A 25384-nucleotide genomic window follows, 5' to 3' on the forward strand; every position below is an offset into this window, starting at 1 on the left:
ACGTTATTCGAAAACCAAAGGCTTGTATCGCCCACGCCCACAACTGTCCAGCCGGACCGCCGTCTTAGATCGTTTTGCGCAATCTCCAACGGAAGACTGCAAAACACCTTTTCGGAAACTGCCCCGATCCAAAGAGAAACCGGCCGCGCATCTCTCCATGCACGGCCGGTTCGAAGTAAGCGGTCGAGTGCGGCGGAACCGCTTACATATCTGCTGCGACGTCCCCGTCGTCGGCATCCGGTCCGCCATTCTGCAGGAAGCGGTCGGCGATCAGACCGGCATTCTGGCGGAGCGACATTTCGATCTCGCGGGCGAGCTCTGGATTGTCACGCAGGAAGAGCTTTGCGTTTTCGCGGCCCTGGCCGAGGCGCTGGCTGTTGTAGGAGAACCAGGCACCGGACTTCTCGACGATACCGGCCTTGACGCCGAGGTCGATCAGTTCGCCGGTCTTGGACACGCCTTCGCCATACATGATGTCGAATTCGACCTGCTTGAAGGGAGGCGCCATCTTGTTCTTGACGACCTTCACGCGGGTCTGGTTGCCGATCACCTCCTCGCGCTCCTTGACCTGGCCGATACGGCGGATGTCGAGGCGGACGGAGGCATAGAACTTCAGCGCGTTGCCACCGGTCGTCGTTTCCGGCGAACCGAACATGACGCCGATCTTCATGCGGATCTGGTTGATGAAGATCACCATCGTATTCGATTTGGAGATCGACGCCGTCAGCTTGCGCAATGCCTGGCTCATCAGGCGCGCCTGGAGGCCCGGCAGGTTGTCCCCCATCTCACCTTCGATTTCGGCGCGCGGCGTCAGCGCGGCAACCGAGTCGACGACGAGGACGTCGACGGCGCCGGAGCGAACCAGCGTATCGGTGATTTCGAGCGCCTGCTCGCCAGTGTCCGGCTGGGAGATCAAAAGGTTCTGCAGATCGACGCCGAGCTTGCGGGCGTAGACCGGATCGAGCGCGTGTTCCGCATCGACGAAGGCGCAGATGCCGCCCTTCTTCTGGGCTTCGGCAATCGTCTGCAGCGCGAGCGTCGTCTTGCCCGAGCTTTCCGGACCGTAGATTTCGATGATGCGGCCCTTGGGCAGGCCACCGATGCCGAGCGCGATATCGAGGCTAAGAGAGCCGGTGGAAACCGTCTCAATCTCGACAATGCTCTCGTTCGCACCGAGCTTCATGATCGATCCTTTGCCGAAGGATCTTTCGATCTGCGACAGTGCCGCTTCCAGCGCCTTGCTCTTATCCACGCCCTTATCCTCTACCAGCCGCAATGTGTTCTGTGCCATGTGATCCCACCTTTAGGTTATTGCCGCCGCGCAAGCAATGAAGCAGCCGATAAAGGTGATGTACTCTATTTGTTCTCATTTCGCAAGAGCCGATCAAGAGATTGACTTCAAATAGTTATTCCGATTCTGTTCCCGTCCTGTTCCGCATATTGCCGCTGTGGAAAATTCTCGTTTGAAAACAACCACTCGCGGCGATCCGCGAGCCGGATTCGCAATCTCGAAAAAGTTTGCCCAAATGCGATTCTCACTGCGAATCGAGCATTTCCCGGACCGCCACCGCGAGCTGCTTTAACGAGAACGGCTTCGGCAGGAAGCCGAACTTGGCCTCGGCGGGCAGATTGCGCGCGAAGGCATCCTCGGCATAACCGGAGACGAAGATGAACTTCAGGTCCGGATAGGACTTTCGCAGCTCCGCCAGCAGGGTCGGACCATCCATTTCGGGCATGACGACGTCGGATACGACGATATCGACCTTGCCTTGAAGCTCTTCCATGATGTCGAGCGCTTCGACGCCGGAACCCGCTTCGTGCACGGTATAGCCGCGTGTCTCCAGCATCCGCTTGCCGCCACGCCGCACCGCCTCCTCGTCCTCGACGAGCAATACGACGGCCGACTTGCCGGTCAGATCCAGATCCTCGGCGGGCGGCGCGGAAACCACCGGGGCCGGCGCCTGTTCGATGCCCGGGGCGGCCACGGTCGCGGGCGCCTCCTGGGTCAGCACAGGCGTCTCCGGCACATGGCGCGGCAGAAAGATGCGGAAGCTCGTGCCGCGGCCGACTTCCGATTCCGGATAGATGTAGCCGCCGGACTGCTTGACGATGCCATAAACCATCGAAAGGCCGAGACCCGTTCCCTTGCCCACTTCCTTGGTGGTGAAGAAGGGTTCGAAGATCTTGTCCATGATCTCGGAGGAAATGCCCGTGCCGGTATCGGATACCTCGACCATGACGAAATCCTCGGCCGGCAGATCCGCCTGGTGGAAGCCCGCCGCCTCCTTCGCCGAGACGTTGCGGGTCTTGATGAGGATCGTGCCGCCCTGGGGCATGGCGTCCCGGGCGTTGACGCAGAGGTTGATCAGCACCTGCTCGAACTGCGAAAGGTCAGTGCGCACCGGCCAGAGGTCGCGGCCGTAGTCCACTTCGAGCTTCACATTGGTGCCGGAGATCAGCCGGTCGACCAGCATGCGCAGGTCGCCCACGACGTCGGTCAGGTTCAGCACGGCGGGGCGCATGGTCTGTTTGCGCGAGAATGCGAGCAGCTGGCGCACCAAGACGGCCGCCCGGTTGGCGTTCCGCTTGATCTCCATCAGATCCGCGAAGCTTGCATCCGAGGGGCGGGCCTGCAGCAGAAGATGGTCGGAGGAGAGCAGGATCGCCGTCAGCACGTTGTTGAAGTCGTGCGCGATGCCGCCCGCCAGCGTGCCGACGGCGTTGAGCTTCTGGGTCTGCGCCATCTGCGTTTCGAGCGCCTTCTGCTCGGTCGTCTCGACGGCATAGACGATCGCCGCCTCTTCCGGCGCCTCGTCGCTCTCGTCGATGACGGCGTTCACGTAGAAGCGCACATACCGGTTCTCGTCGCCCGGATGGCGCGAATCGATCGGCGGAATGTCGCCTTGCCTGTCCTTGGCGGCCGCAATCGCTTGCATCAGATGCTGGCGGGACGTCTCGTGGACGATGCGCTCGAGTTCGACGCCCGAATCGATCTCGTCGCGCGAGACGACGCCGGCAAACAGTTTCAGGAACGGTGCGTTGATGCGCAGGATCCGGCCGCCGCCGTCGACCGAGGCGATCGCCATCGGCGTGTTGTTGAAGAAGCGGGTGAAGCGCATGGCCGACGCCGACTGGTCGCCCTCGCCGCCTTTCGGACGAGCCAGGACGATGGTGCGGCTTTCGCCCGGTGCGCCGTCCCGGGCGGCGCTGACATTGTGCACCAGGCGCACCGGCAGGCTCTGGCCGTTGGCGCGGCGCAGGTCGAGATCGAGCGTCTCGGTGCGTTTCAGGCCGGGAGCTGCCTGCACGGACTGGATCAGCGCCATGCCTTCGCCGGCCACGATATCGGCGATCGTGATGGAGCGCGGCACGAACTTCGTGAGGTCGAGGCCCAGCCATTCCGCAAGCGTGGCGTTGAGATAGAAGAGCTCGCCGTTCTTTCCGGCGGAGAAGAAGCCGGCCGGCGCGTGGTCGAGATAGTCGATGGCGTTCTGCAACTCGCGGAAAAAGCGTTCCTGATCGTCCCGTTCCGACGTGATGTCGGTGATCTGCCAGATGTCGAGCGGATCCTTGCGGCCGTCGGCCGGCGCCAGAAGCCGCGCCTTCAGGCGGTACCAGTGCGCGCCGGAGCCGTTGCCGGTGGCACGGCCGAGCGGTTGCAGCAGCCGGAATTCCTCGTGCCCTTCGCGGCCCTCGCGCAGCGCCGACGTCAGCCGATAGAGCGATTCGGTCGATTCGCGGGTCTTGGCGAGAAGGGCCTCGAGGGACTGGACGTTGCTGGCCTTGGTCGCGCCGGTCATCCGTCCATAGGCCGCATTGGCATAGAGAATGCGGCCCTTGGGATCGGTGATGAGGATGCCGTCCGGGTGGCTGGCGAGAAAACCCCTTGCCAGCTCGTCCGACCGCGACTGCGGCATGACCTCGACAAGGCCGATGATGGAGGAGACCAGGAAAAAGATGCCGACCATGGCGAGGATGCCGAGCACGCCGAGCACGACCTCGTTGTTCAGGGCGTTCTGGAACAGCACGAAGCCGGCGGCCACGCCGCAGAGGACGAGCGCCAGGAGAACGATCCGGAAGATGGTGCCGCCCCGCGTCCCGCGATCCACCAAAGGCGCTTCGTAGTTGCCGCCTTGCTGCAACTTCGTCATCAATTCCTCACATTTAGGCCGGCGCTGCGGCCATGGACGTCCACGGGAGGAGATCCCGCGATTCTTTCTTAGCAAGTTGCAGGTGAAGCAAAAAGCTCCGGAGAGCCACAAAAGCCGGGACAGTTCGGCTTCGTGACCTATCTTCGTCATTCCTGACCGTTTTTCGGGGCAGGACAATGAACGCGGGCGGCTTGCCTCGCCAAGAAAAAAGTCGTCTGTTACCGCAGCATTCAAGGCAGGGAGTGGCAGGACATGTTCGAAGATCTGATGGGCGCCTATGGCGGCCGCCTGGTGATCGCGATCCTTGGCGTGGGCCTTGGCCTCCTTCTCCTCGTCGGCGTCTTGTGGACGATTCGCGGCCGGGGCGGGCCGTCGCCCTTCGTGCGCGGCGGCAAAAATCGCCAGCCCCGGCTGCAGGTTCTCGATGCCGCCGCCGTCGATACGAGACGCCGGCTGGTTCTCGTGCGCCGCGACGACGTGGAACATCTGATCATGATCGGCGGCCCGACCGATATCGTCATCGAGAGCGGCATCGGGCTGACACCGGCCGGCGCCTCTGCGAATTCCGCCCAGAGCCGCTTCGCTCCGCTCGACATGTCGGTTCCGGCACTTGTAACACCGCCGATGGAGCCCCGCCCCGTGCCGCCGGCGGAGCCGCGCGCCGTCCCGGCATCCCGCCCCGTGCCGGCTGCACCGATCCCGGAACTGCGCGCCGAACCTCTCCGGGAAAATCCACCCCCTCGGGAACGGCCGCGTCCTATCGCCGGCGCCGAGCCGCCTTCGATTGGACCTGCCATTCCGACGGCGACGGTGCCGCCGAACGCCGCAGCGCCTATGCGACCGGCTCCGCCGGTCGCCGCCGCAGCGCCGCAGGAGGCCTTCGCCGCACCAAAGGTCGAAGCACCCGTTCGCGAACCGTCACCTGCAAGGCCCGAACCCTTGCGCCCCATCGCCGCCCTTGCCGCGGCCCAGGGGCTCAACACCGCCGCCAGCGCGCTCGATGCCGCCCGCGGGCGAGTTTTCCAGGAGGCGCCCGAGCCCCGGGGCATCCCGCCGCTCGCCGCTCCGCCCGCCTCGGCGGCGCTGCAATCGGCGGCCGAAAGACCGACGCAGCTCGGCAACGATTTCGAAAAGATCCTCGAACAGGAAATGGCCAACAATCTCGCGGCCCGTGAAACTGCCGCGCCCGGACAGCCTGATCGCCGCGAGACGCCCCCGCGCGATCCCTCCACCCCGAAGGTTACGGGAGCCACGCCCGATCCCTCGCTTCAGTCGGAAGTCGCGCGCATTTTCGGCGAGATGTCAGTCAACCGCGAAAAGTAGGCGGCAGGCGTCACCATGGCTTCCAACCGGGGCGTTCTGGTCCCTCCAAAGAAAAAGGCACGGAAAACCGTGCCTGCAAATCTCTTTTCTGACGAGAATCTCTTCCTGACGAGAAAGAGCCTATTCGTCCCGGTAGACCTTCTCGCGGCGCTCGTGGCGCTCCTGCGCTTCGATCGACAGCGTCGCAATCGGACGGGCGTCGAGGCGCTTGAGACCGATCGGCTCCCCGGTTTCCTCGCAGTACCCGTAGGTGCCGTCCTCGATGCGCTGAAGCGCGGCGTCGATCTTGGAAATCAGCTTGCGCTGGCGATCGCGGGCGCGAAGTTCGATGGCTCTGTCGGTTTCGGAGGAGGCCCGGTCGGCGAGATCGGGATGGTTTGCGCTTTCTTCTGCCAGATGATCCAGCGTTTCGCGCGCTTCTCTCAGGATGTCATTCTTCCAAGCAATCAGTTTCGCCCGGAAATACGCTTTCTGATTTGCATTCATGAACTCATCGTTTTCCGAGAGCACATAATTGCTAAGATCGATCTTCTCACTCAACGCGATTCTCCTGAAGAACATCTCATGCGGCGCCTCTATATCCTATCCGCCCATTCCGATTCAAGCCTTGCGCTCCGCATTAAGGCATTTTTAAAACTGTCATAAAAATCGGCTAAAGGGCTATTATTTAAGCTTTTATTTCGAAGTACCGGAATTGTTGCCCAAAGTCGTGCCGGCTTTTAAAGGTCATTTGAGAACAAGCCGGGCAGTTGACGAGCGTCCCGCCGAAAGGCTACCCATCCTGCAAATTCCTCAGTTTTTGGCGCCGGGCATGACGACGATCACTCCTCCTCCTTCCCGCATCTACCTGCTGCGCCACGCAAAGTCTGGCTGGGCCGAGCCCGGCCAGCGCGATTTCGATCGCGTTCTCGACAACCAGGGTTTTGCGGAAGCCGAGATCGTCGCGGACAAGGCGGCTGACCGGAACTACCGGCCCGACCTCGTCATCAGTTCGACGGCGGTACGCTGCCGCCAGACGGCGGAGGCGATCCGCCGGGCGATCAGCGAGGCCATAGAACCGCTCTTCATCGACGAACTCTACAATGGTTCGCTCGGGACCTATCTTTCCGTTCTGTCCGGGCAGAAGGACAGCCGTTCGGTGATGCTGATCGGTCACAACCCGACCATGGAGGAATTGCTGGAGGCGCTCATCGGGCCGGACCAGATGGTCGCAGCCATCCCGGGCGGATATCCGCCCGCCGGTCTTGCCGTTCTCGATTATCGCAGCCTTACCCCCGGTTCCGAGGCCGTATGGGCGCTGACAGACTTCCTGACCGCCTGATCATTGCCCTCGCCTTTGCGGCGGCGTGCAACCTTCCTATATATCGGGCCTATATATCGGGAAACACGGGATCCGGATCGACGCCTTGCCGCCTTCGCTTACCAGCCTCGCCGATGACGCACGCATCGCGTTCGACAATCTGACCGATCGCGCCTCGGGTCTCCTCAATCCGACGATAAGACTCGGGGTGACCGGCCTTTCGCGAGCCGGCAAAACCGTGTTCATCTCCTCTCTGGTGCATAATCTTCTGAATGGCGGGCGCCTGCCTCTCTTCGAAGTGTTTCGCTCCGGCCGCGTTTCGGCCGTACGGCTCGAGCCACAGCCCGACGATGCCATTCCCCGCTTTCAATACGAGGATCACATCCAGGCTTTGGCCGGCGACCGGATCTGGCCGGAATCCACCCGCGCCATTTCCGAACTGCGCATCACGATCGATTATGAAAGCGCCAGCGGCTGGAGCCGCATGTTCTCGCGCGGCAGGCTCTCGATCGACGTTGTCGACTATCCCGGCGAATGGCTTCTAGACCTGCCGCTTCTAGACCAGGATTTCAAGGCATTCAGCGACGCGACCACGGCGCTTGCCGAAACCGGCATCCGCAGGGAACTGTCCCGGGAATGGCTGGCTTTCGCCTCCGGCATCGATCAGGACGCCCCCGCCGACGAGATGACGGCACGCCGCCTTTCGGAGGCTTTTGCCGCCTATCTCAAAGCCTGCAAGGCAGACGAACGATCCCTCTCGACCTTGCCGCCCGGCCGTTTCCTGATGCCGGGCGATCTGGAGGGATCGCCGGCGCTGACATTCGCGCCGCTGCCAAGCATTCCCGACGCCAGAGCCCCCAAAGGATCGCTCAGGGCGATGATGGAAAGGCGCTACGACGCCTACAGGAACATCGTCGTCAAACCGTTCTTCCGCGAGCACTTCGCCCGCATCGACCGGCAGATCGTGCTGATCGATGCGCTTCAGGCGATCAACCGCGGGCCCGAGGCGGTACAGGATCTCGAACGGGCGCTGACCGACGTGCTCGCGTGTTTTCGTCCCGGCCAGAACAGCTTTTTTTCGGCGCTCGTCGGGCGGCGGATCGACAAGGTGCTGGTCGCCGCCACCAAGGCCGACCATCTTCATCATGAGAGCCACGACCGGCTGGAAAGGCTCACGGGCCGGCTGGTGGATCGCGCCATCGAGCGGATCGGCATGGCGGGCGCCGGCATCGAGGTGATGGCGATAGCCTCCGTCCGCGCCACGCGCGAGGCGACAGTCAAGCAGGATGGCCATCTGTTGCCGGTCATCGTCGGAACCCCTATCGCGGGCGAGACGATTAATGGCGAACGCTTCGATGGCGACAAGAAAACAGCTATATTTCCCGGAGACTTGCCCGATAATCCTGAAGCATTGTTTCAGCATCTTGAGGCAAATTCCGGCGATCTGCCGGAGATCAACGTCGTCCGCTTTCGTCCACCTCTGCTGGAAAAGTCCGACGGGGGAATGAAGCTTTCCGTGCCGCATATCCGGCTCGACCGCGCCATGCAGTTCCTGCTGGGAGACCGCCTCGCATGAGACCGCCTGAGAAACCCGAGAACGGCAAACGTCGGCCCGCATCGTTCTCGGTGGACGAGGAACCGGTCAGCGCGGCGGGACCATCAGTCCCGGTGCGACGCGCGCCGCGCAGCTTCGACGATGGCGTGGTCGTCACGCCGGATGAACAGGATCCGTTTCTCACGCCGCCGGAACTGGCGCCGGAGGCCGTGCCTGTCGCGGAGCCGCGGGCGCGAAAGAAATTCTCCTTCGTCAATCTTGCGCTTGCAGCCTTCGGCACCTTCCTGTCGCTCGCCTTCGGTCTCTGGGCCGACAGCGTCGTCCGCGATCTTTTCGCCCGCGCCGACTGGCTGGGTTACGCGGCGCTCACCGCGCTCGGACTTGGCCTGCTCGCGGTCTTCGTGATCGTCGGCCGCGAGATCTTCGGCATGATGCGGCTTTCGGCCGTGCAAACCCTCAAGGCGCAGGCCGAGGAAGCGGTCCTTTCCCCTCGCCCCGCGGCCGCCCGGGCCGTGGTCGCCACGCTGAATAGGATCCTCAGTCACCGCCCGGAGACGGCCAAGGGCCGCGCCAGTCTCGATGCGACCAGGGACGAGATCATCGACGGGCCGCAGCTGATCGAACTTGCGGAACGCGAGCTCCTGGCGCCCCTCGACCGAAAGGCGCGTTCGCTCATTCTCGCCTCCTCCAAACGCGTCTCGATCGTCACCGCCGTCAGCCCGCGGGCAATCGTCGACCTCGCCTACGTGCTCTTCGAGGTGACGCGGCTGATTCGCACCATGGCAGAGCTTTACGGCGCTCGGCCCGGCACGCTCGGCCTCATGCGGCTGATGCGCGACGTCATCGCTCACCTTGCGGTGACCGGGTCGATCGCCGTCGGCGACGGCCTCGCCCAGCAGGTGCTCGGGCATGGACTTGCGTCCCGGGTGTCGAAGCGACTCGGCGAAGGCGTGATCAACGGACTGCTGACCGCGCGGATCGGTATCGCGGCGATGGACCTTTGCCGCCCGCTGCCGTTCCGGGCGGTCCGGCGGCCCGGAATCGGCGATTTTATTACGGATATCGCCGCGGTCGGCGGGCGGAAAGACGAACCGTAATCTCTTTCCCAATACGCCAAACCCGGTTATCGATACCAGTCGTTAACCATTCCCGCCTAAATTACGGAGCACTTAAAGTTGCCGGTTGTCAGGGGAAAGTTCATGTATTCGCGCTTCTTTTCGCTTCTCGGCGGTTTCGCCGTTCTGACCGGCGCGGCCACTTCGGCACTCGCCCCGCAGGCGGAAGCCGCGCCGCGCGACAAGGTATTCTTCCAGTCGGTCGCCGGCGTCTGGAAAGGTCCGGGCGAGATCGTCGCCGGCAAATACAAGGGCACCAAGTTCAGCTGCAATCTGGTCGGCGGCCCGACGCCGGACGGCGATGTCGGCATCAAACTGGACGGCACCTGCCGCGTCGGCGTCTTCCAGCAGCCGATGTCCGCCACCATCACCCAGAGCGGCAAGGGCTATACCGGCAAATTCCTGGACGGCGCCGAGGGCAAGGGCCTCGATATCGTGTCGGGTTCGGTCAATGGTGACAAGGTCGTCATGGGCATCAACCGCAACCAATTGAACGGCGCCATGGTCGCAAGCTTGCGCGGCGAGAACAAGATGAACATCACGATATCCGTCAAGGTCGAAGACCAGATGGTGCCGGTGATCGGTCTCAGCCTCGACCGCGACATGGATTCGATCGCCGTCGGCTCGATCGAGCAGTAAGCCGGACGGGGCGCCTTACGCCCCCCGCCACCAATCCTGATCGTCGTCCGCCACCTTGATGCCGGCGACGTCGGCACCCGCAAGCCAATCGCGAACGGCCCTTCCCTTCACCGGCATCTCCGGCGCGATATCCGCGAGCGGCATCATCACGAAGCCCCGCTCGGTCATGCGCGGATGCGGCACTTCCAGCTTTTCGGTCTTCTGTTCCCGCGCCCCGAAGGTCAGGATATCGATATCGATCGTGCGCGGTCCCCAGCGTTCCAGCCGCACCCGCTTCATGCCGCGCTCGATGGACAGGCAGACATCGAGCAGATCGCCCGGCTCCAGCGAGGTTTCGACCAGCGCGCAGCAGTTGAAGAAATCCGCCTGGTCGGTCTTTCCCCATGGCGGCGTCGAGTAGAGCCTCGACACGGCGAGAACGCGGCAATCCTCGCGGCCGTCCAGCTGCCGCAGGGCTTCGGCCATGGCCGCCCCCGGATCGCCTATATTGCCGCCAAGCCCGAGCGACGCGACCTCCACAGGCATTCCGGAAGACTTGTCAGGCGAAATGCTCAACGCGCACCTCCGCATGGTCGAGGATGCCGGGGATGGGCACGCTCGGCTTCCTGACCGTGATCTCGGCGCGGCGGATCTGCGGCGACCAGGCACACAGAGCCTTGGCGATGTCCTTGGCGAGCGTCTCGATGAGATTGCGGCGGCTTTCGGTCACGATCCTCTCGACGATCCCATAGGCAAGGCCATAATGAACCGTGCTCTCCACCTCGTCGTCTTCGAGCGCGGCGTCCGCCTCCACGTCCATCACGATATCGACGAAAAACCGTTGGCCCAGGGTAGCCTCCTGCTCGAACGCCCCGTGCCGGGCGTAGAAGGCACAGTTCCTCAGGGTAATCGTATAGCTCATCGGGCATTTTCCCTCTGCTCGCGCGCCGCATCGGCCGCCAGCACGGCATCCGCCATCATCAGCGCATCGCGGTTGGCCGCGACATTGTGGACCCGGAAGATCGCGGCTCCCGCCAGCCGCAGCATGACGGTCGTGGCGGCGGTGCCGACATCCCGTTCGTCCGCCTTCTCCCGGCCCGTCACAGCGCCGATGAAGCGCTTTCGCGAGGTGCCGGCCAGAAGCGGAAAGCCGAGCCGGTGAAGCTCCGAAAACCGTGCCAGCAGTTCGAGGTCGTCGTCGCGGTCCTTGGCGAAGCCGAAACCCGGATCGAGCACGATCGCCTCCTCGTCGATGCCGGCAGCGCGGGCGATCCGAAGCGATTCGGAAAGAAAATATTCCTGGTCGACGATCCTGTCGGCGAGCTGTTCGCGGCCGCGGCCGGTGTGCATGATGCACACCCCCGCTCCCGTCCGCGCCGCCACACCGGCGATCTCCGGCTCCCGCTGCAGGCCATGCACGTCGTTGACGATATGGGCACCGGCGGCCATCGCAAGCCTTGCCGTCTCGGCGCGGTAGGTATCGATCGAAATCAGCGCATCGGTCTCGGCGGCGAGCCTCTCGATGACCGGCAGGACACGGTCCTGCTCTTCGGCAGGCGTCACTTCCACCGCGCCCGGCCTGGTCGATTCGCCGCCAATGTCCAAAATCGCTGCGCCGTCGCGTACGCAGGCCAGCGCATGCGCCACCGCCGAATCACGGTTCGCATGGCGGCCGCCGTCCGAAAAGGAATCGGGCGTGACATTGACGATCGCCATCAGGTGACCTTTCGGGCCGAGCTCGAGGCTGCGCCCCCGGCCGACCCGCCAGGCCACGGGACGCCACGGCCTGTTGCGCGGAGATGTCACCAACCGTCCATCTGTCGAAGGGTAACGCAAAATTTGATGCCTTTGTGTTGCGCTCCGGCTGGCTATGCCCCAAGGTCTCCATAAGTTCAACGTCGCAGGCCATAGAATGTTTTCAACGCGCAGGGTCCGCCGGGTTTTCGGTGCAATTCTCTTCTCCTGCGTGATCCCTGCGGCGGCCTCGGCCGAACCCGTCATCAACAAGACCTATGCCTATTTCAAGATCGGCGGCCGCACGGCGGAAGATCTCGACAAGGAACTGGAAAGGCGCGGACCCTTGACGCGTACCACCGGGCATCGCCACCCCGGCGCGACCGAAATCAAGTTCGGCGGCGACGTCACCTATGTGGAAAAAAGCGGCCGCTGTTCGGTCGGCGGCGTACGCGTGACGCTGCGCACGCATATCATCCTGCCGCGCTGGGCCAATCGCGGCCGTGCGACTGCCGACCTCGGCTTCATCTGGGATACGCTGTCGACCGATATCAAGCGGCACGAAGAGCGGCACGCCGAGATTGCCCGCAACCATGCGCGCCAGCTGGAGCGCGAGCTGCTGACGCTGCCGCCCGCCAGAACCTGCGATGCTCTGGAAAAACAGGTGGCGGAGATCACCCGCCGAAGTCTCGAAAGCCATGACCGGGAGCAGCTGCGATTCGACCAGGTCGAAGCCGCGAATTTCGACGCCCGGATGATGCGGCTCCTGCAATACCGCATGCAACGCAAGGGCAAATAGCCCTTCGCCACCCAAAATCAGGCCCGTAACCGCATGAAGCTTTTGCGAGGCTTGCGCGCGCTCCTGTCAATGACAGGTGATTTATGGTGATGGTCTAAAATACGATTCTCGGATAGAACCTAAGACATAGCTTACCTACCGAAGCTTCAGGAAAACGAAGCGAACAAGGTGGATAGCCGAGAAATTCGCGTGTTTGCGGCCTCTAGGCCCCTGTGTCGCACGCAGCTTGTTTGGTGTCCCCGGATACCGTTTCCGGCGTTTTGGTTCCAGTTCAGTTCCGGTTCAGTTCTCCTGGCGCGTCTTCAAGCCGAAGGTGTTTCCTCCCTCGCCTGTCGGTGATGCGCCCGCCTTGCCTCGCTTGCAGCTTTTGCTGAGCGAGGCTTTTTTTTTGCGCGCAGGACAGGAAGCGGCGGCGGGCTTCAGGCCTGCCGCTCGGGCACGTTGACGACAAGGCCGTCAAGTTCCGGCTTCACCTTGATCTGACAGGAAAGACGGGAATTCGGCTTCACCTCGAAGGCGAAATCCAGCATGTCCTCCTCCATAGGCGCCGGCGGACCGACCCTGTCGGTCCATTCCTCGTCCACATAGACATGACAGGTGGCGCAGGCGCAGGCGCCGCCGCATTCGGCCTCGATGCCGGGAACGGAATTGCGAACGGCGTTCTCCATCACCGTGGAGCCGGGTTCTGCGTCGAGCTCAAAGCGCGTTCCGTCGAAGGCAACGATGGTCAGTTTCGTCATGATCTGGAAATCCGGGATGTTGAAGGGGCAGGTACTTTATTCGCGCACTCTATTTAAGGGCGCTGTCTTCCGATAAAACCCCGGTCCAGTCAACATTTTCGGGCGTCTTCGATTGTTCTCAAGACGCCGTCGGCACAAAACTAATGCCTTTAGCGGCAGAGCTTATTGATGAAGTTTTCGGCTTCCACGACGGCTGCGCTGACGGCAGCGCGCAATGCAGTGTCGCCGGCATTGTTCTCGAGGTTTTCGGCGGCGGCCGAGACCTTGAAGGCGCCGACGGCGCTTGCAGCCCCCTTCAGCCGGTGGGCGGCGGCCAGGATGGCGTCGGTATCGGGGGTCGCCATGTCGTGCAATGCGCGGCGCGCCTGGCGGGCGAACATCTGGAGGACCTCGACTTCGAGCGCCTTGTCGCCCATCGTCTGAGTCGCGAGGTGGACAAGATCGATCGGACGGGATTGCGAGGGGCAAACACCCCGGAGAGTTTCGGGAGCCTCGAACGCGATACTGACCGCTGCCATTGCCATAATCTGTTTTCCCTGTTGTTATTCTGAGGATGTCCCGAATTGTGCGGGACAAAGCCCGCTATCCCGTTAAATTCCGGCACAATCTGGGCCGAAATCTTCCCATATGGTTAATTTCTGCTAAGCTCCCGGGATTTTAGGACTTTTGCATCTTCTTATGGTTTAAATCCTGTTAACAACATTCCGCACACCCTGTCGCGAGACGGCCTTATAATTGTGCGGGATGGCCGAATGTGCCACTACAGTACGACTAAGGTGGCGGGAAATAACGTCCTTCTGCCGCGGATGGCAGGTTGGTAAGCTTTCATTATCATCCGTTTGAAAGAACGGCCGTCCGACCTGAAAGTGAATGGGAAATTCCAGAACTCCGGTTTCGGAGAGGGAATTTCCGGCAGGCAGTGTTCCACCTTTCGGTCTGCAGGCGGCAGGACGTCGGGTGGAATGGCCGGGCGAGTATGTAACGAGGCGTAACCGCATGGCGAAGAAACCCAGCAGCGAGTCGATCGATGAGACGGCATTCCAGGCGTTGGAAGATGCCCTGAAAATCAATTTCAACGACGAGCAGTCACGTTCCAGATCCGTGCCGCATGCCTCGGAGGCCAGAGTGTCAGACACATCCAAGCAGCGCCAGTCGTCTCCCTATCAGGATGATGCCGCCGACGCCTACCGTCCGAGCGCGCAGGAGCCCGCTCCGAAATCCCCGGCCTTCCAGCCGGCCAACGACCCGGGCAGGCGCTCAAGCGCCGCGATCCTGCGGACGCTGGAAGGCGGCTCGATGCGCTCGGCCATCCGTAACGCGGTGATCCTCTCGATCATCTGGGCTGTCGCCGGCATCGGCCTCGGCCAGATGATCTACGGTAGCCAGCTCTGGCAGATCACATCGGTTGCGGGCGTGCTCGCAGCTCCGGGCATCGTGGCGCTGGCCGTCGGCATCCTCATCCCGATCATGCTTTTCTTCGCCTTCGCCATCATGATGGCCCGGGCGCAGGACTTGAGAAACGCCGCCCGCTCGATGGCCGAAGTAGCGCTTCGGCTGTCCGACCCGGAGACTGTCGCATCCGAGCGGATCATGAGCGTCGGCCAGGCGGTGCGCCGCGAAGTCTCTGCCATGAACGAGGGCATCGAGCGCACCATCGCCCGTGCCGCCGAGCTCGAGACGCTGGTGCATTCCGAGGTCAATGCGCTGGAACGCAGCTTCACGGACAATGAACTGCGGGTGCGCGGCCTCGTGCACGAACTCGGCGCCGAGCGCGATGCGATCGTCAACCACGCCGAGCGCATCCGCTCGTCGATCGTCGGCGCCCATGACCAGCTCAAGGAAGAGCTGTCGCTGGCGACCGAGGAAATCTCCATCCGCCTCGCCACCTCGGGCGAGGCCTTCGCGTCGATGATCGAGACGCGCGGCGCCATGCTGATGGAAAAATCCAATGCCGCGGGCGAAGCGCTCGGCAGCCTCCTCTCCACCAAGACGGAGAACCTGCTGCAGACGCTCAACTCTTCCGGATTCGCGCTCGCCCACGAGTTCGACCAGCGGATGGAAGAGATCAATTCGGTCCTTTCGAAACGCGGCCAGGCGCTTCTCAACGAGTTCGAGACACGCGCCTCCTCGCTCGACGCCAATACCGAAAAGCTCAACGCAGCCCTCGCGGACCGCACGCGCCAGCTCAACGAAACCCTGCTGGCCCGCACCCGCGAGATCACCGAGGGGCTCGCCGACAGCGAAAAGAGCATCACCGGCTCGCTCGACGGCATTCTCTCCTCGCTCAACAACTCGCTCGCGGAACGCAGCACGTCCTTCCGCGAGAGCCTGCAGAATACCGTCGAAGACGTGGTGATGGATCTCGACATGCGCTCGGGCTTCTTCGAGGAGCGCCTGCAGGCGACCGTCGGCCAGCTCAGCACGACCTTCGACGAAAGCATCTCGCAGTTTACCTCGGCCTTCGACCAGCGCGCCGGCACGCTCGACAGCAAGCTGATGGACAGCCTTTCCCGCATCAACGAGACGGTTGCGAGCGGCTCCGAGGCAATGGAAAACATCCTCAGCTCCAGCATCGAGCGCATCAGCTCGTCGCTGACCGACCAATCTTTCGCGCTCGCCACCACGTTCGGAACCGGTCAGGAAGTGCTGGATTCGATGCTGGAAAGTCGCTCGCGCGAACTCTCCGACGCGCTCGCCGCCCGCAGCGGCGAGATCCAGGATACGCTCGCCTCCCGCACCGGAGAGATCAAGCAGGGTTTCGCGGCCGCCCATCAGGAAATCGACGGCACGCTCACCGCCCGCGCCGCGGAAATCCGCGACCTCCTGACATCGCGCACCGGCGAGATCCAGCAGGGCCTGGCGACTGCGCATCAGGAAATCGACGGCACGCTTACCGCCCGCGCCGCGGAAATCCGCGACCTTCTGGCCTCGCGCACCGGCGAGATCCAGCAGGGCCTGGCGACCGCCCAGCAGGAAATCGACGGGGCCCTCGCATCCCGCACGGCGGAGATTCGCGACGTGCTCGTCTCCCACACGGGCGAAATCCAGCAGGGTCTCGCAAGCGTCTACCAGGAAATCGATGGAACCCTCGCAGCCAGGACGGCGGAAATCCGCGACGTGCTCGCGTCCCGCACCGGCGAGATCCAGGAAAGCCTCGCAGGCGCGCATGAGAAGATCGATGCGACCTTTGCCGAGCGCAACAGCAGCCTTCTCAGCACCCTCTCGGAAAACCAGACGAGGTTCGAGCAGGGCCTGGCCATCCGCTCCGGCGCGATCATCGCCGCCCTTTCGAGCAGCCACGATCACCTGACCGAAGTGCTCAGCCAGAAGACCGCGGCGATCGACACCCTGATGTCCGGTGCGCCCGACCGGCTTGCCGGCATGTTCGACGAAAAGGCGGAGCACATCGCCCGCACGCTTTCCGAGAGCGAGCAGCGGTTCAGCGCCGATCTCGGCCAGCACGCTTCGACCTTGCAGTCGTCTCTGGAGAGCAATCGCGAGCGGATTTCCGAAATCCTCGACGACAAGTCGATGGAGATCGCCACATCCTTCGCGCTCGGCGAGGACCGCCTCACCGGCATGCTCGACGAGAAGTCGGAAGCCATCGCCAAGGCGCTTGCGGAAACGGAACAGCGCATCGGCGGAGACCTCAGCCGCCGCACCACGGAAATCCACGAGGCGCTCAGCACCAACCGCGACCGGCTTTCCGAAATCCTCGACGACAAGTCGATGGAAATCGCCACCTCCTTCGCGCTTGGCGAAGACCGCCTTTCCGGCATGCTCGACGAAAAGGCCTCGCTGCTTGTCAACACGCTTGCCGATGCGGACAGCCGTATCGAACAGTCCTTTGCGGCGAGGGCGGAAGCGATCCGCAGCGCCTATGCCGACAACCAGCTCAATCTCGACATCTCGCTCGAGAACCGGACCGCCGAACTCTCACGCGTCCTGGAAGCTGGCGGCGACCGCCTGGAACAGGCAGTCGGCGGCGCGACCGGACGTATCGAGACCGCTCTTGCAGGCGGCGCGCTGCGTTTCGAGAACGGCATGGCCGACGGTCTGGAACAGCTCGGAACCGCCCTCACCTCGACGCAGGAGCGCATCGCCGCGACGATCGGGCTCGGCCACCAGCAGATGGCCGAAACGCTCGGTTCGGGCTACGAGCAGATCCGCGAAACGCTCGAAGAGCGCACCGGCATGATCGCCTCGACGCTCGGCCAGGCACAGCAGCGGATCGGCGGTCTGATGCAGGATCAGACGGCATCGCTCAGCACCACCGTCGCCGCCAGTGCAGGCATGCTGGAAATGTCGCTGGAAAATCATCAAAACGCCTTGCGCGACGCGATCGACACCGCTGGCCAGTCGCTGGAAGAGCGGCTGCGTGAAAATGTCGGTACACTTGCCGTCCGGCTGTCCGATGCGGCGGGCGAGATCGGCCGCTCGGCCGATGCCTTCTCCAACCGCATCCGGCAGACCGTCGGCGGCGTGCAGAGCGCGCTCGAAGAGACCGGAAGCCGGATCGAGACCACGTTCGGCGGCCTCGAAGGCCGTATCCGCGGCGAAATCCTGGAAGCGGCGCAGCTGGTCGACGATGCCGGCAACAACCTCTCCGCCACGCTCAGCAACCGCACGTCCGAACTCGAACGGGTCGCCGGCGAAGCGTCGGATCGCATTGCCGAGACCATGGACGGCCGCACGGCGCGTATCGAGGAACGCCTCGGCACGATCGACCGGGCGCTGACGATCGGCCTCGACAACGTCACGAAAACGATCGAGAGCAAGGCAGTCGGCCTCGCCTCGACGCTGCGCGAAGCCGTCAGCGCCGCCGCCCAGAGCATGGACAGCGAAGCCAGCCGCTCGGCCGAGGTGCTGGCCCGCGCCGGTGCCGAATTCACCGAGGAACTCACCAACCGCAATGCCGAGTTCACCAAGGCGATCGAGGAACGCTCGACGCAGATCGTCGGCCGGATCTCCGAAACGCAGAACCGGCTCGCCGGCCAGGCGGCAACCGTGGCGCATGCCTTCTCGGAAGCCGGCAACGCGATCGTCAACAAGGTGGCGGAAGCCGACAGCCTGGTGAAGCGGCAGGTCACGGCGATTTCCGAAGCGTTGGACGACGCGCAGAAGGCGCTCGGCGAGCGCGGCAACGACATCCGTTCGACGCTTGCCGATACCGCAAGCCAGCTCGACACCGCCATGGACGCCGTCGACCGGGCGCTCGCCGCCCGCGGCGATGCGATCCGTGCCGCGCTCGACACCCGTGCCCGCGACCTGAACTCCATGCTCGCCAGCCGCTCGGCCGAACTGTCCCGCCTCATCGACGAACAGGCCAAGCCGATGGTCGAGCATTATGCCGAGACCGGACGCGCCGCCGTCGAGCAGATCACGGCTGCCGCCGAACAGGGTGCGGAACGCCTTTCAAGCACAGCCGAACAGACGACCGCCCGCATCCGCGACGAAAACTCGGCGCTGATCGACGCGATCGCCGCCCGCACCAACGACACGCTCACAGCCATCAGCCAGCGGACGGAAAATGCCGCAGGCACGATGCGTTATGTCGAACAGGGCCTGTCTGTCAGCGTCAACAGCCTGATCGACAAGCTGGCCGAGAGCAATTCCAACATTGCCTCGATGGTCCAGCAGGCCGCTCAGGAGATCGGTACCGCGACCGATGCCGTGGCGCAGCAGATCGCCGAGGTGGATCGCAAGCTCGGTGCGACCGCGAGCCGCTTCACGCAGACCGCGACCAATGCCGCCGATATCGTCTCCGGCTCGACCCGCCAGCTCGAAGCCAATATCGAGCGGATGTCGGAAGCCTTCGGCGAGACGCTGCAGCAGGTCGGCAGCATCGTCGGCCGCTTCGACGAGCATTCGCGTGTACTGGCGGAAGCCTCGGATCTTCTGGGGGCTGCCCAGTCCAACCTCGTCAGCACGCTGGACGAACGGCAGAATGCGCTGCGCAGCCTTGCAGGCGGCCTCGTCAAGCGTTCCGAGGAAATCGAAGGAACGATGCAGAGCCTCACCAGCCTTGTCGACAGCGCTTTCGAGCGCGCCGAGGAGCGCTCGCTACAGGTCGGCTCGCGGCTTCGCGAAAGCCTGCATGCCTCGTTCGCCGATATCGGCCGCACGCTGGGCGAAACCCAGCATCGTGCCGAGGTGACGGCGGACGCGATGCGCGATGCGCTTGTCAGTGCCGGCAGCGACGCAAACCGCGCCATCGAGACGACGCTTTCGGAAGCGGAAAAGCGCACCCGCGAGCTTTCCGACCGGATGCGCGGCAGCATTTCCCAGTCGCTTGCCGATGTCGAAAAGCTGCTCTCGGATGCGACCAGCCGTTCCGGCAGCGCCGCCGAACAGCTTCGCGACACGCTGCGCGAATCCGTCGAAGAGGCGATCTCCCGCTTCTCCGGCGCGACCGAGGAAATCCGCCGCTCGGCGCACGATATCCGCAAGGAACTCGACTCGACCCGCTCGGAATTGAAACGCGGCGCCTTCGACCTGCCGGAAGAAGCCAAGGAAAGCGCGGCCGCCATGCGGCGCGCCGTCGCCGAGCAGATCAAGGCGCTCCAGGACATTTCGGCGCTCGTCGGCCGCTCGACGCAGAATTTCGAAATCTCCGAAGCTGCCGCCGCCCGTCCGGCTCCGGCTCCCCAGCCGGCGCCGCGTCCGCAGCCGCCGGCAGCCGCCATGGCGCCGCAGCCGGCCCAGCTGCCGCCCGCACCGCGCAACGATCCCTATGCCTCGAACTCGTTGCGTGGCAGCCTGCCGCTCGATCGCCCGGCACCGACAACCTCTCGTGCGCCGGAAGCTGCGCCACGCGGCGGCAATGCCAATGACGACGGCTGGATCAGCAGCCTGCTTCGCGGCGCCTCGCGCGATGAGTTCGCCGAACAGCAGCCGGCACCGCGCCAGCAGCAGCAACCGGTTCGCCAGGCCGAGCCGGCACCGGCACCGCGCACCAACGGCGACAACCGCAACCCGCGCCATATGGTCGAATCGCTGAACTCGCTTTCGGTCGATATCGCCCGTGCCATCGACCACGATGCGTCGGTCGATCTCTGGCGGCGTTACCAGCGCGGCGAGCGCGACGTCTTCACCCGTCGCCTCTATACGCTGAAGGGTCAGCAGACTTTTGACGAGATCAAGCGCAAGTACGACCGCGAGCCGGAATTCCGCACCGCCGTCGACCGCTATATCGCCGATTTCGAAAAGCTGCTTGCCGACGTCGCCCGCACCGACCGCGACAAGACCGTGACGCAGAGCTACCTGACCTCGGACACCGGCAAGGTCTACACGATGCTTGCCCACGCGGCCGGCCGGTTCAACTGAGCATCGTTCGCGAATTTCAGGCGCGAGAGCGTCTGGAGTTCGGGAGACGGCTTGGAACTGCCGATTATCGTCAGGAAACGCATGAGACCGCCTGCAGCATCAGCGCTGTGGGCGGTTTTCTTTTCGCAACGTGGCCTATACAGCCCGGAGGCTGCCATTTTTGAAGCCGCGTTGGCTTGCGAGGATACGGTGAAACGGGAAGCCGCCAGAACGCTTATCGAGAAGCTGCACGATCTCTGGAACAAGGGCGACTTGTCTCGAATCCCGGAAATTTACGACGAAGCCTTCATCGCCCATATGCCGAAAGGCTGGGAGCGGAGCGAGTTTGTCGGCCATGACGGCGTCAGGGACGCAATAGAGCGTATCCGGTCGGCGTTTCCGGATTGGCACGAGAAGGTGGAAAATATGATCGTGGAACGGGACAAGGTCGTCACGCGCTATGTCTCGACCGGTACCCATTCTGGTTCCTTCATCGGTATTCCGGAGACGGGGAGGTGCGTTTCCATAGACGAGATTTCGATTTACCGGATCGCGGGTGACCGGGTCGCCGAGCAATGGTGCCTGACCGACGATCTTACCCTGGCACGTCAGCTCGGACGCCTTTGAAGCATGTGCACGGTTTTGCGACGACGACATGCGTAAAAACAAGAACCTGAAGCGCGGCAAGCGAATCTGAACGATCGCGACGCCTTCAGGGCGGCGGCACAGCGTCACCCGATGACGTGATTTCTCCTATCGCCGTCACATCGACTTCAGCGACCAATCGACGATCTCAGCACCGACCTTGGCGAAAGCGCGGTCAAGCGCCTCGATGAAATCCCGGTTCTCCGAACCGGAGACGGGCGCGGTTGCTTTGAAGACATTCTGGGCGCGCACGGTACCGTTACGGTCGTTGAGGATCTTGGCGGAGATTTCGACATTCGCCAGACGGGGGCTGCCGGCGGTCACCTCGAAGGCGCGGATATCGGTGACGACCTGGTAGTCGATCGCAAGGCCCTGTCCGGGTTTGCCGACGCCGCCCAGACGGCCGGAATTTTCGAACGCTTCGACAAGCTTCGACTGCACGAGCGCCGGCAGGCGGTCGCCCCAGCGGGATTCGGCGAGATACTGAATCTCCGATTGCGAAACCCGCACGACCACCTGCTCGCTGTTGAGCGATTTCAGCGCCGTCGGCTCGGGCACGAGAATCTGCCGGCTGCGGGCGGACGGCCCCTGCCCGGACGGCGTGATCGACAGGTCGAACGTGTCATTGTTCGCCTTGCTGCCGCAGCCGGTCACCAGCGCCGCAAGCAGCGGCAATGCGGCCAAGAACGGGCGGCTGGCCACACGTCGCATCGAAAACTCCGAACCGGTCATCATAACCCCACTCTATTACGCCGCTTACCGCCGTGTCCTGCCGTCATATTCCTTGACCGCCTCGCCGCCGAAGATCAGCCGCTGCGGGTTCTGGTCGAAATTGTTGATCGTCTGATCGAGCGACTGCACCGTGCGGCGCGCGTCGTTGACCAGCGTCTGGATGTCCCTCAGGCCGGTCGCGGAAAACCGCGACAGGTTGTCGGCAATCGGCCCGACGCGCGCGTTGATGTTGTCGGCAACGGTGCGGAAGGATTCGAGCGTCCTGCGCGCCTCGGCGAACAGGCCTTGCGAATCGTCGCTGGAAACGAGCCCGTCCACTTTGGCGAGAATGCCGTCGACGCGGCTGGAAGCCTCGTTCAGCTTCCTGGCAAGGTCGGTGAAGTCGCCGATCGCCCGGTCGATATCCTCCTTGCGATGGGCGAAATTGTCCACCACGCTACGCGCCGAGCTGACGGTCTGGCGGGCGTCCTCGGAGGCGGCGGTGATATTGCCGATCGTGGTGCGGACCTGATCCGGATCGACCGATGCCATCACCGTGTCGACACGCCGCAGCACGCTTTGCGCCTGCGCGCCGGCCTGTTCGAAATTGGCGGCGGCATTTCTGACATTGATGACCAGATCGGTAAAATTGTCCGAAGCGTTAGCGATATTTCGCGTGGCGCGCTCGGTGTTGGACACGACGGCATTGATCTTCTCAGCATCGATGGCGCTGACCAGCTTCTCGGCGGCTTCGAGCGTCGAATTCAGCGTGCCGGACACGCGGTCGATGGTGGCCGAGAGTGTCGCAAGGCTGGTCAGGAACTTGTCGATGCTGTCGGAATTCTGGGCCAGCGCGGAGGTGAAGGTCTCGACGTTGCGGATCGTCTGGGTCAGCGGGCCTCGCGCGTCCGCCACGAAGCCCTGAATGTCGCCGATCGCTTGGTCGGCACGATCGAGGATCTTGTCGGCCGTCGCAAGCAGATTGGTGACGCTCGATTGCTCGGCGATCAGCACCGCGGGGCGGCCGCTTTCGATCGCCTTCTGAAGGATGTTCTCCTCGCCCTTGGCGCCGCCGGAGAGTTCGATATAGGCGGCCCCCGTCAAGCCCTGCACTTCCAGCGCCGCCTGGGTCGACTGGTAGACCGGCGCGTCGGCCCTGACCTCGGTGAAGGCGATCGAATACCGCGGGTCGTCCGGATCGATGGTCAGACTGCGTACCGAGCCGACCGGGATACCGTTGAAGCGCACCGGAGAGCCGACCGAAAGGCCGTTGGCGGAACCCGGAATCCGGATGGCAAGCTCCGCCGTCGGACCGCCGCGGCCCGATTGCGCCATCCAATAAACGAAGCCGAAGGCAGCCGCGATGACCAGCAGCGTGAAAAAGCCGACAAGGGCGTAATTGGCTCTCGTTTCCATGCTTTCAGGTCTTCTCTACTTCTGCAGCCGACGGCTTTTCTTGGATCACGACCGACCGCGCCCGCTTGCCGCGGAAGTAGGACTGAACCCATGGATCGTCATTCGCAAACATATCTTCCAGTGTGCCTTCCACCAATACCCGTTTCCGGCCAAGCACGGCAATACGGTCGCAGACCGAAAAAAGGCTGTCGAGATCGTGCGTTACCATATAGACCGTGAGGCCCAGCGTATCACGCAGCTTGGCGATCAGCGCGTCGAAATCGGCCGCACCGATGGGGTCGAGACCCGAGGTCGGCTCGTCGAGGAAAACGAGGTCCGGATCGAGCGCCAGCGCGCGGGCCAGCGCGGCGCGCTTGATCATGCCGCCCGACAGTTCGGACGGATATTTGTCCGCCGCATCCGGCGGCAGGCCCACCATCTCGATCTTGAGATAGGCGAGTTCGTCCATCAGCGACTGCGGCAGGTCGAGATATTCGCGCATCGGCAGCTGGATGTTTTCCTTGACGGTGAGCGCCGAGAAGAGCGCGCCGTGCTGGAAGAGAACGCCGAGACGCATGTCCACCATCATGCGATCTTCTTCCGTGGCGTTGTCGTAATCGACGCCCAGGATTTCGATCGTGCCGGAGCGATGCGCGAGCAGGCCTAGCACGGTGCGCATCAGCACCGACTTGCCGGTGCCGGATGCGCCGACGAAGCCCAAAATCTCGCCGCGGTAGACATCGAGGTTCAGTTTGTCGAGCACCAGGTTGTCACCGAAACCGACAGTCACGTCGCGCACCGACAGCACGACCTGACGGCCGTTCGACTTGTCCACCACTGCCCGCTCCTGCGTCTCCTCCACCCCGCTCTCCATCAGAAATCGATCGCGGAATAGAAGATGGCGAACAGCGCATCCATCAGGATGACGACGAAGATCGCCTTCACCACGGACGTGGTGACGTGCTGACCGAGGGATTCGGCGCTGCCGCCGACCTTCATGCCCTCGACGGCCGCGACGATGCCGATGCAGAGCGCCATGAACGGCGCCTTGATCATGCCCGATGCCACCGAGGTATGGTCGATCGCCTCGTGCAGGCGGGAGAGATAGGTATCGAAGGTGATGCCGGAATAGGCCCAGGCAACGACCGCAGCACCCGCAAGCGCTGCAAAATTGGCGACGATGGTCAGAAGCGGCAGAGCGACCGTCAGCGCCACGAGACGCGGGAAGATCAGCACGCCGACAGGATTGAGGCCGATGACGGTCAGCGCGTCGATCTCCTCGCGCATCTTCATCGAGCCGATCTCGGCGGTGATGGCGCTTCCCGAACGGCCGGCGATCATGATGGCGGTCAAGAGCACGCCGATCTCACGCAATTGCAGGATGCCGACGAGGTCGACGACGAAAATCTCGGCACCGAAATACCGAAGCTGGAAGGCGCCCTGCTGGGCGATGATCGCGCCGATCAGGAAGGACATCAGCACGATGATCGGCACCGCCCGCACGCCCATGCGGTCGATGTGGGTGACGACGGAGGCGGGCGACACGCCGGCGCCGCGGCCGAACTTCATCTGGGCGCCGCGCACGGCGGAACCGAGAATATGCATGGCGGCGTAGAAATCGCCCCACAGGCCGACCATCGTCTCGCCGGCCGGCGAGAAAACCCGTTCGAAGAGGGTCCCCTTCGTGCCATTCTCGGCATGAGGCGCCGGCGCCTTTTCCGGCAGCACGCCGACCAGTTCCTGGATCGGCCCCTCGCCGCCCACCAGGGCGGTTTCACGTCCCTGTTCGCTCTTGGCCGTCAGCAGCCGGCGGATGAGCCATGCGCCGGCCGTATCGATGCCTTCGACCCCGGTCAGGTCGATCTCCAGCCGCCCTTGGCCGCCAGCCTTCTCAAGCTGCTCGAAATCCTTCAGAATGGGGGAAATCGTAGCGCCGCGCCAATTGCCGGCCAGCACGTAGCGCTCGCCGCCGCCTCCTGGCATATCCTCGGCC

Annotated in this window: 20 protein-coding genes; 8 read left to right on the plus strand and 12 right to left on the minus strand. The window is 63.5% G+C overall.

All coding sequences use genetic code 11. The features are described from left to right. Window positions 1-202: 202 nt before the first annotated feature. Window positions 203-1291, minus strand: a complete 1089-nt coding sequence (gene recA / locus DMO26_RS06555; protein ID WP_117191231.1) for a recombinase RecA — start codon at window positions 1289-1291, stop codon at window positions 203-205. Between the two features lie 244 nt (window positions 1292-1535). Further along, window positions 1536-4151, minus strand: coding sequence for a cell cycle histidine kinase CckA (cckA, locus tag DMO26_RS06560; protein ID WP_117191232.1), 2616 nt, complete (start codon window positions 4149-4151; stop codon window positions 1536-1538). 252 nt (window positions 4152-4403) lie between these two features. Here cckA and DMO26_RS06565 point away from each other — a divergent pair, with 252 nt between their 5' ends. Continuing rightward, on the plus strand, window positions 4404-5474 hold the full coding sequence (locus DMO26_RS06565) for a flagellar biosynthetic protein FliO (protein ID WP_117191233.1): 1071 nt from the start codon (window positions 4404-4406) through the stop codon (window positions 5472-5474). Between the two features lie 120 nt (window positions 5475-5594). Here DMO26_RS06565 and dksA read toward each other — a convergent pair whose 3' ends face one another. Next, on the minus strand, window positions 5595-6014 hold the full coding sequence (gene dksA, locus DMO26_RS06570) for an RNA polymerase-binding protein DksA (protein ID WP_117191234.1): 420 nt from the start codon (window positions 6012-6014) through the stop codon (window positions 5595-5597). Window positions 6015-6285: 271 nt separating this feature from the next. Here dksA and DMO26_RS06575 point away from each other — a divergent pair, with 271 nt between their 5' ends. The 4 genes from DMO26_RS06575 to DMO26_RS06590 all read left to right on the plus strand — a co-directional run bounded on the left by DMO26_RS06575 (window position 6286) and on the right by DMO26_RS06590 (window position 10083). Continuing rightward, the gene (locus DMO26_RS06575) at window positions 6286-6795 is read left to right on the plus strand and encodes a SixA phosphatase family protein (protein WP_117191488.1); all 510 of its coding nucleotides are present in this window, start codon (window positions 6286-6288) and stop codon (window positions 6793-6795) included. Between the two features lie 85 nt (window positions 6796-6880). Further along, window positions 6881-8350, plus strand: a complete 1470-nt coding sequence (locus DMO26_RS06580; protein ID WP_117191235.1) for a YcjX family GTP-binding protein — start codon at window positions 6881-6883, stop codon at window positions 8348-8350. After that, the gene (locus DMO26_RS06585) at window positions 8347-9426 is read left to right on the plus strand and encodes a YcjF family protein (RefSeq protein ID WP_117191236.1); all 1080 of its coding nucleotides are present in this window, start codon (window positions 8347-8349) and stop codon (window positions 9424-9426) included. Before DMO26_RS06580 ends, DMO26_RS06585 begins: the two co-directional genes overlap by 4 nt. Window positions 9427-9528: 102 nt before the next feature. Further along, complete coding sequence (locus tag DMO26_RS06590) at window positions 9529-10083, plus strand: hypothetical protein (protein ID WP_117191237.1); 555 nt, start codon at window positions 9529-9531, stop codon at window positions 10081-10083. Window positions 10084-10098: 15 nt separating this feature from the next. On the opposite strand, the gene folK is transcribed toward DMO26_RS06590, so the two are convergent. The 3 genes from folK to folP are packed head-to-tail and all read right to left on the minus strand — an operon-like array spanning window position 10099 to window position 11868. Then, window positions 10099-10608, minus strand: a complete 510-nt coding sequence (gene folK, locus DMO26_RS06595; protein ID WP_117191489.1) for a 2-amino-4-hydroxy-6-hydroxymethyldihydropteridine diphosphokinase — start codon at window positions 10606-10608, stop codon at window positions 10099-10101. A gap of 13 nt (window positions 10609-10621) precedes the next feature. After that, entirely contained in the window at window positions 10622-10984 is a 363-nt protein-coding gene (folB, locus tag DMO26_RS06600; RefSeq protein ID WP_117191238.1) for a dihydroneopterin aldolase, read from the minus strand. Further along, window positions 10981-11868, minus strand: a complete 888-nt coding sequence (gene folP / locus DMO26_RS06605; RefSeq protein ID WP_226951209.1) for a dihydropteroate synthase — start codon at window positions 11866-11868, stop codon at window positions 10981-10983. The genes folB and folP overlap by 4 nt, the downstream gene beginning before the upstream one ends. A gap of 106 nt (window positions 11869-11974) precedes the next feature. Between folP and DMO26_RS06610 the strand changes: the two genes are divergently transcribed. Continuing rightward, window positions 11975-12595, plus strand: coding sequence for a DUF922 domain-containing Zn-dependent protease (locus DMO26_RS06610; RefSeq protein ID WP_117191240.1), 621 nt, complete (start codon window positions 11975-11977; stop codon window positions 12593-12595). Window positions 12596-13014: 419 nt separating this feature from the next. Here DMO26_RS06610 and DMO26_RS06615 read toward each other — a convergent pair whose 3' ends face one another. Together DMO26_RS06615 and DMO26_RS06620 are read right to left on the minus strand one after the other, a co-directional pair. Beyond that, window positions 13015-13335: a 2Fe-2S iron-sulfur cluster-binding protein gene (locus tag DMO26_RS06615; RefSeq protein WP_117191241.1), complete on the minus strand. Its 321-nt coding sequence runs from the start codon at window positions 13333-13335 to the stop codon at window positions 13015-13017. Window positions 13336-13484: 149 nt separating this feature from the next. Beyond that, window positions 13485-13853 (minus strand): Hpt domain-containing protein, encoded by a 369-nt coding sequence (locus DMO26_RS06620; protein ID WP_117191490.1) that lies wholly within the window; start codon window positions 13851-13853, stop codon window positions 13485-13487. Window positions 13854-14331: 478 nt separating this feature from the next. Between DMO26_RS06620 and DMO26_RS06625 the strand changes: the two genes are divergently transcribed. Continuing rightward, entirely contained in the window at window positions 14332-20661 is a 6330-nt protein-coding gene (locus DMO26_RS06625) for an apolipoprotein A-IV repeat region-like domain-containing protein (RefSeq protein ID WP_117191242.1), read from the plus strand. Window positions 20662-20712: 51 nt separating this feature from the next. Beyond that, complete coding sequence (locus DMO26_RS06630) at window positions 20713-21267, plus strand: ester cyclase (RefSeq protein WP_117191243.1); 555 nt, start codon at window positions 20713-20715, stop codon at window positions 21265-21267. A gap of 135 nt (window positions 21268-21402) precedes the next feature. Here the strand turns inward: DMO26_RS06630 and DMO26_RS06635 are convergent, their stop codons facing one another. The 4 genes from DMO26_RS06635 to DMO26_RS06650 are packed head-to-tail and all read right to left on the minus strand — an operon-like array spanning window position 21403 to window position 25374. After that, window positions 21403-22017, minus strand: coding sequence for an ABC-type transport auxiliary lipoprotein family protein (locus tag DMO26_RS06635; RefSeq protein ID WP_117191491.1), 615 nt, complete (start codon window positions 22015-22017; stop codon window positions 21403-21405). A gap of 24 nt (window positions 22018-22041) precedes the next feature. Continuing rightward, window positions 22042-23412 (minus strand): MlaD family protein, encoded by a 1371-nt coding sequence (locus tag DMO26_RS06640; protein WP_117191244.1) that lies wholly within the window; start codon window positions 23410-23412, stop codon window positions 22042-22044. A 4-nt stretch (window positions 23413-23416) separates the two neighbouring features. Continuing rightward, window positions 23417-24253, minus strand: a complete 837-nt coding sequence (locus tag DMO26_RS06645) for an ABC transporter ATP-binding protein (protein ID WP_404947020.1) — start codon at window positions 24251-24253, stop codon at window positions 23417-23419. 11 nt (window positions 24254-24264) lie between these two features. After that, the gene (locus tag DMO26_RS06650; protein WP_117191492.1) at window positions 24265-25374 is read right to left on the minus strand and encodes an ABC transporter permease; all 1110 of its coding nucleotides are present in this window, start codon (window positions 25372-25374) and stop codon (window positions 24265-24267) included. Window positions 25375-25384 lie beyond the last annotated feature (10 nt).

This window comes from Rhizobium terrae, assembly GCF_003425685.1.
Lineage (GTDB): Bacteria > Pseudomonadota > Alphaproteobacteria > Rhizobiales > Rhizobiaceae > Neorhizobium > Neorhizobium terrae.

Coding starts and splice junctions, on each gene's coding strand:
- recA (WP_117191231.1), bottom strand. CDS start 1,291: ATGGCACAGAACACATTGCGGCTGGTAGAGGATAAGGGCGTGGATAAG.
- cckA (WP_117191232.1), bottom strand. CDS start 4,151: ATGACGAAGTTGCAGCAAGGCGGCAACTACGAAGCGCCTTTGGTGGAT.
- DMO26_RS06565 (WP_117191233.1), top strand. CDS start 4,404: ATGTTCGAAGATCTGATGGGCGCCTATGGCGGCCGCCTGGTGATCGCG.
- DMO26_RS06575 (WP_117191488.1), top strand. CDS start 6,286: ATGACGACGATCACTCCTCCTCCTTCCCGCATCTACCTGCTGCGCCAC.
- DMO26_RS06585 (WP_117191236.1), top strand. CDS start 8,347: ATGAGACCGCCTGAGAAACCCGAGAACGGCAAACGTCGGCCCGCATCG.
- DMO26_RS06590 (WP_117191237.1), top strand. CDS start 9,529: ATGTATTCGCGCTTCTTTTCGCTTCTCGGCGGTTTCGCCGTTCTGACC.
- folK (WP_117191489.1), bottom strand. CDS start 10,608: ATGCCTGTGGAGGTCGCGTCGCTCGGGCTTGGCGGCAATATAGGCGAT.
- folB (WP_117191238.1), bottom strand. CDS start 10,984: ATGAGCTATACGATTACCCTGAGGAACTGTGCCTTCTACGCCCGGCAC.
- DMO26_RS06610 (WP_117191240.1), top strand. CDS start 11,975: ATGTTTTCAACGCGCAGGGTCCGCCGGGTTTTCGGTGCAATTCTCTTC.
- DMO26_RS06615 (WP_117191241.1), bottom strand. CDS start 13,335: ATGACGAAACTGACCATCGTTGCCTTCGACGGAACGCGCTTTGAGCTC.
- DMO26_RS06620 (WP_117191490.1), bottom strand. CDS start 13,853: ATGGCAGCGGTCAGTATCGCGTTCGAGGCTCCCGAAACTCTCCGGGGT.
- DMO26_RS06625 (WP_117191242.1), top strand. CDS start 14,332: ATGGCGAAGAAACCCAGCAGCGAGTCGATCGATGAGACGGCATTCCAG.
- DMO26_RS06635 (WP_117191491.1), bottom strand. CDS start 22,017: ATGACCGGTTCGGAGTTTTCGATGCGACGTGTGGCCAGCCGCCCGTTC.
- DMO26_RS06640 (WP_117191244.1), bottom strand. CDS start 23,412: ATGGAAACGAGAGCCAATTACGCCCTTGTCGGCTTTTTCACGCTGCTG.
- DMO26_RS06650 (WP_117191492.1), bottom strand. CDS start 25,374: ATGCCAGGAGGCGGCGGCGAGCGCTACGTGCTGGCCGGCAATTGGCGC.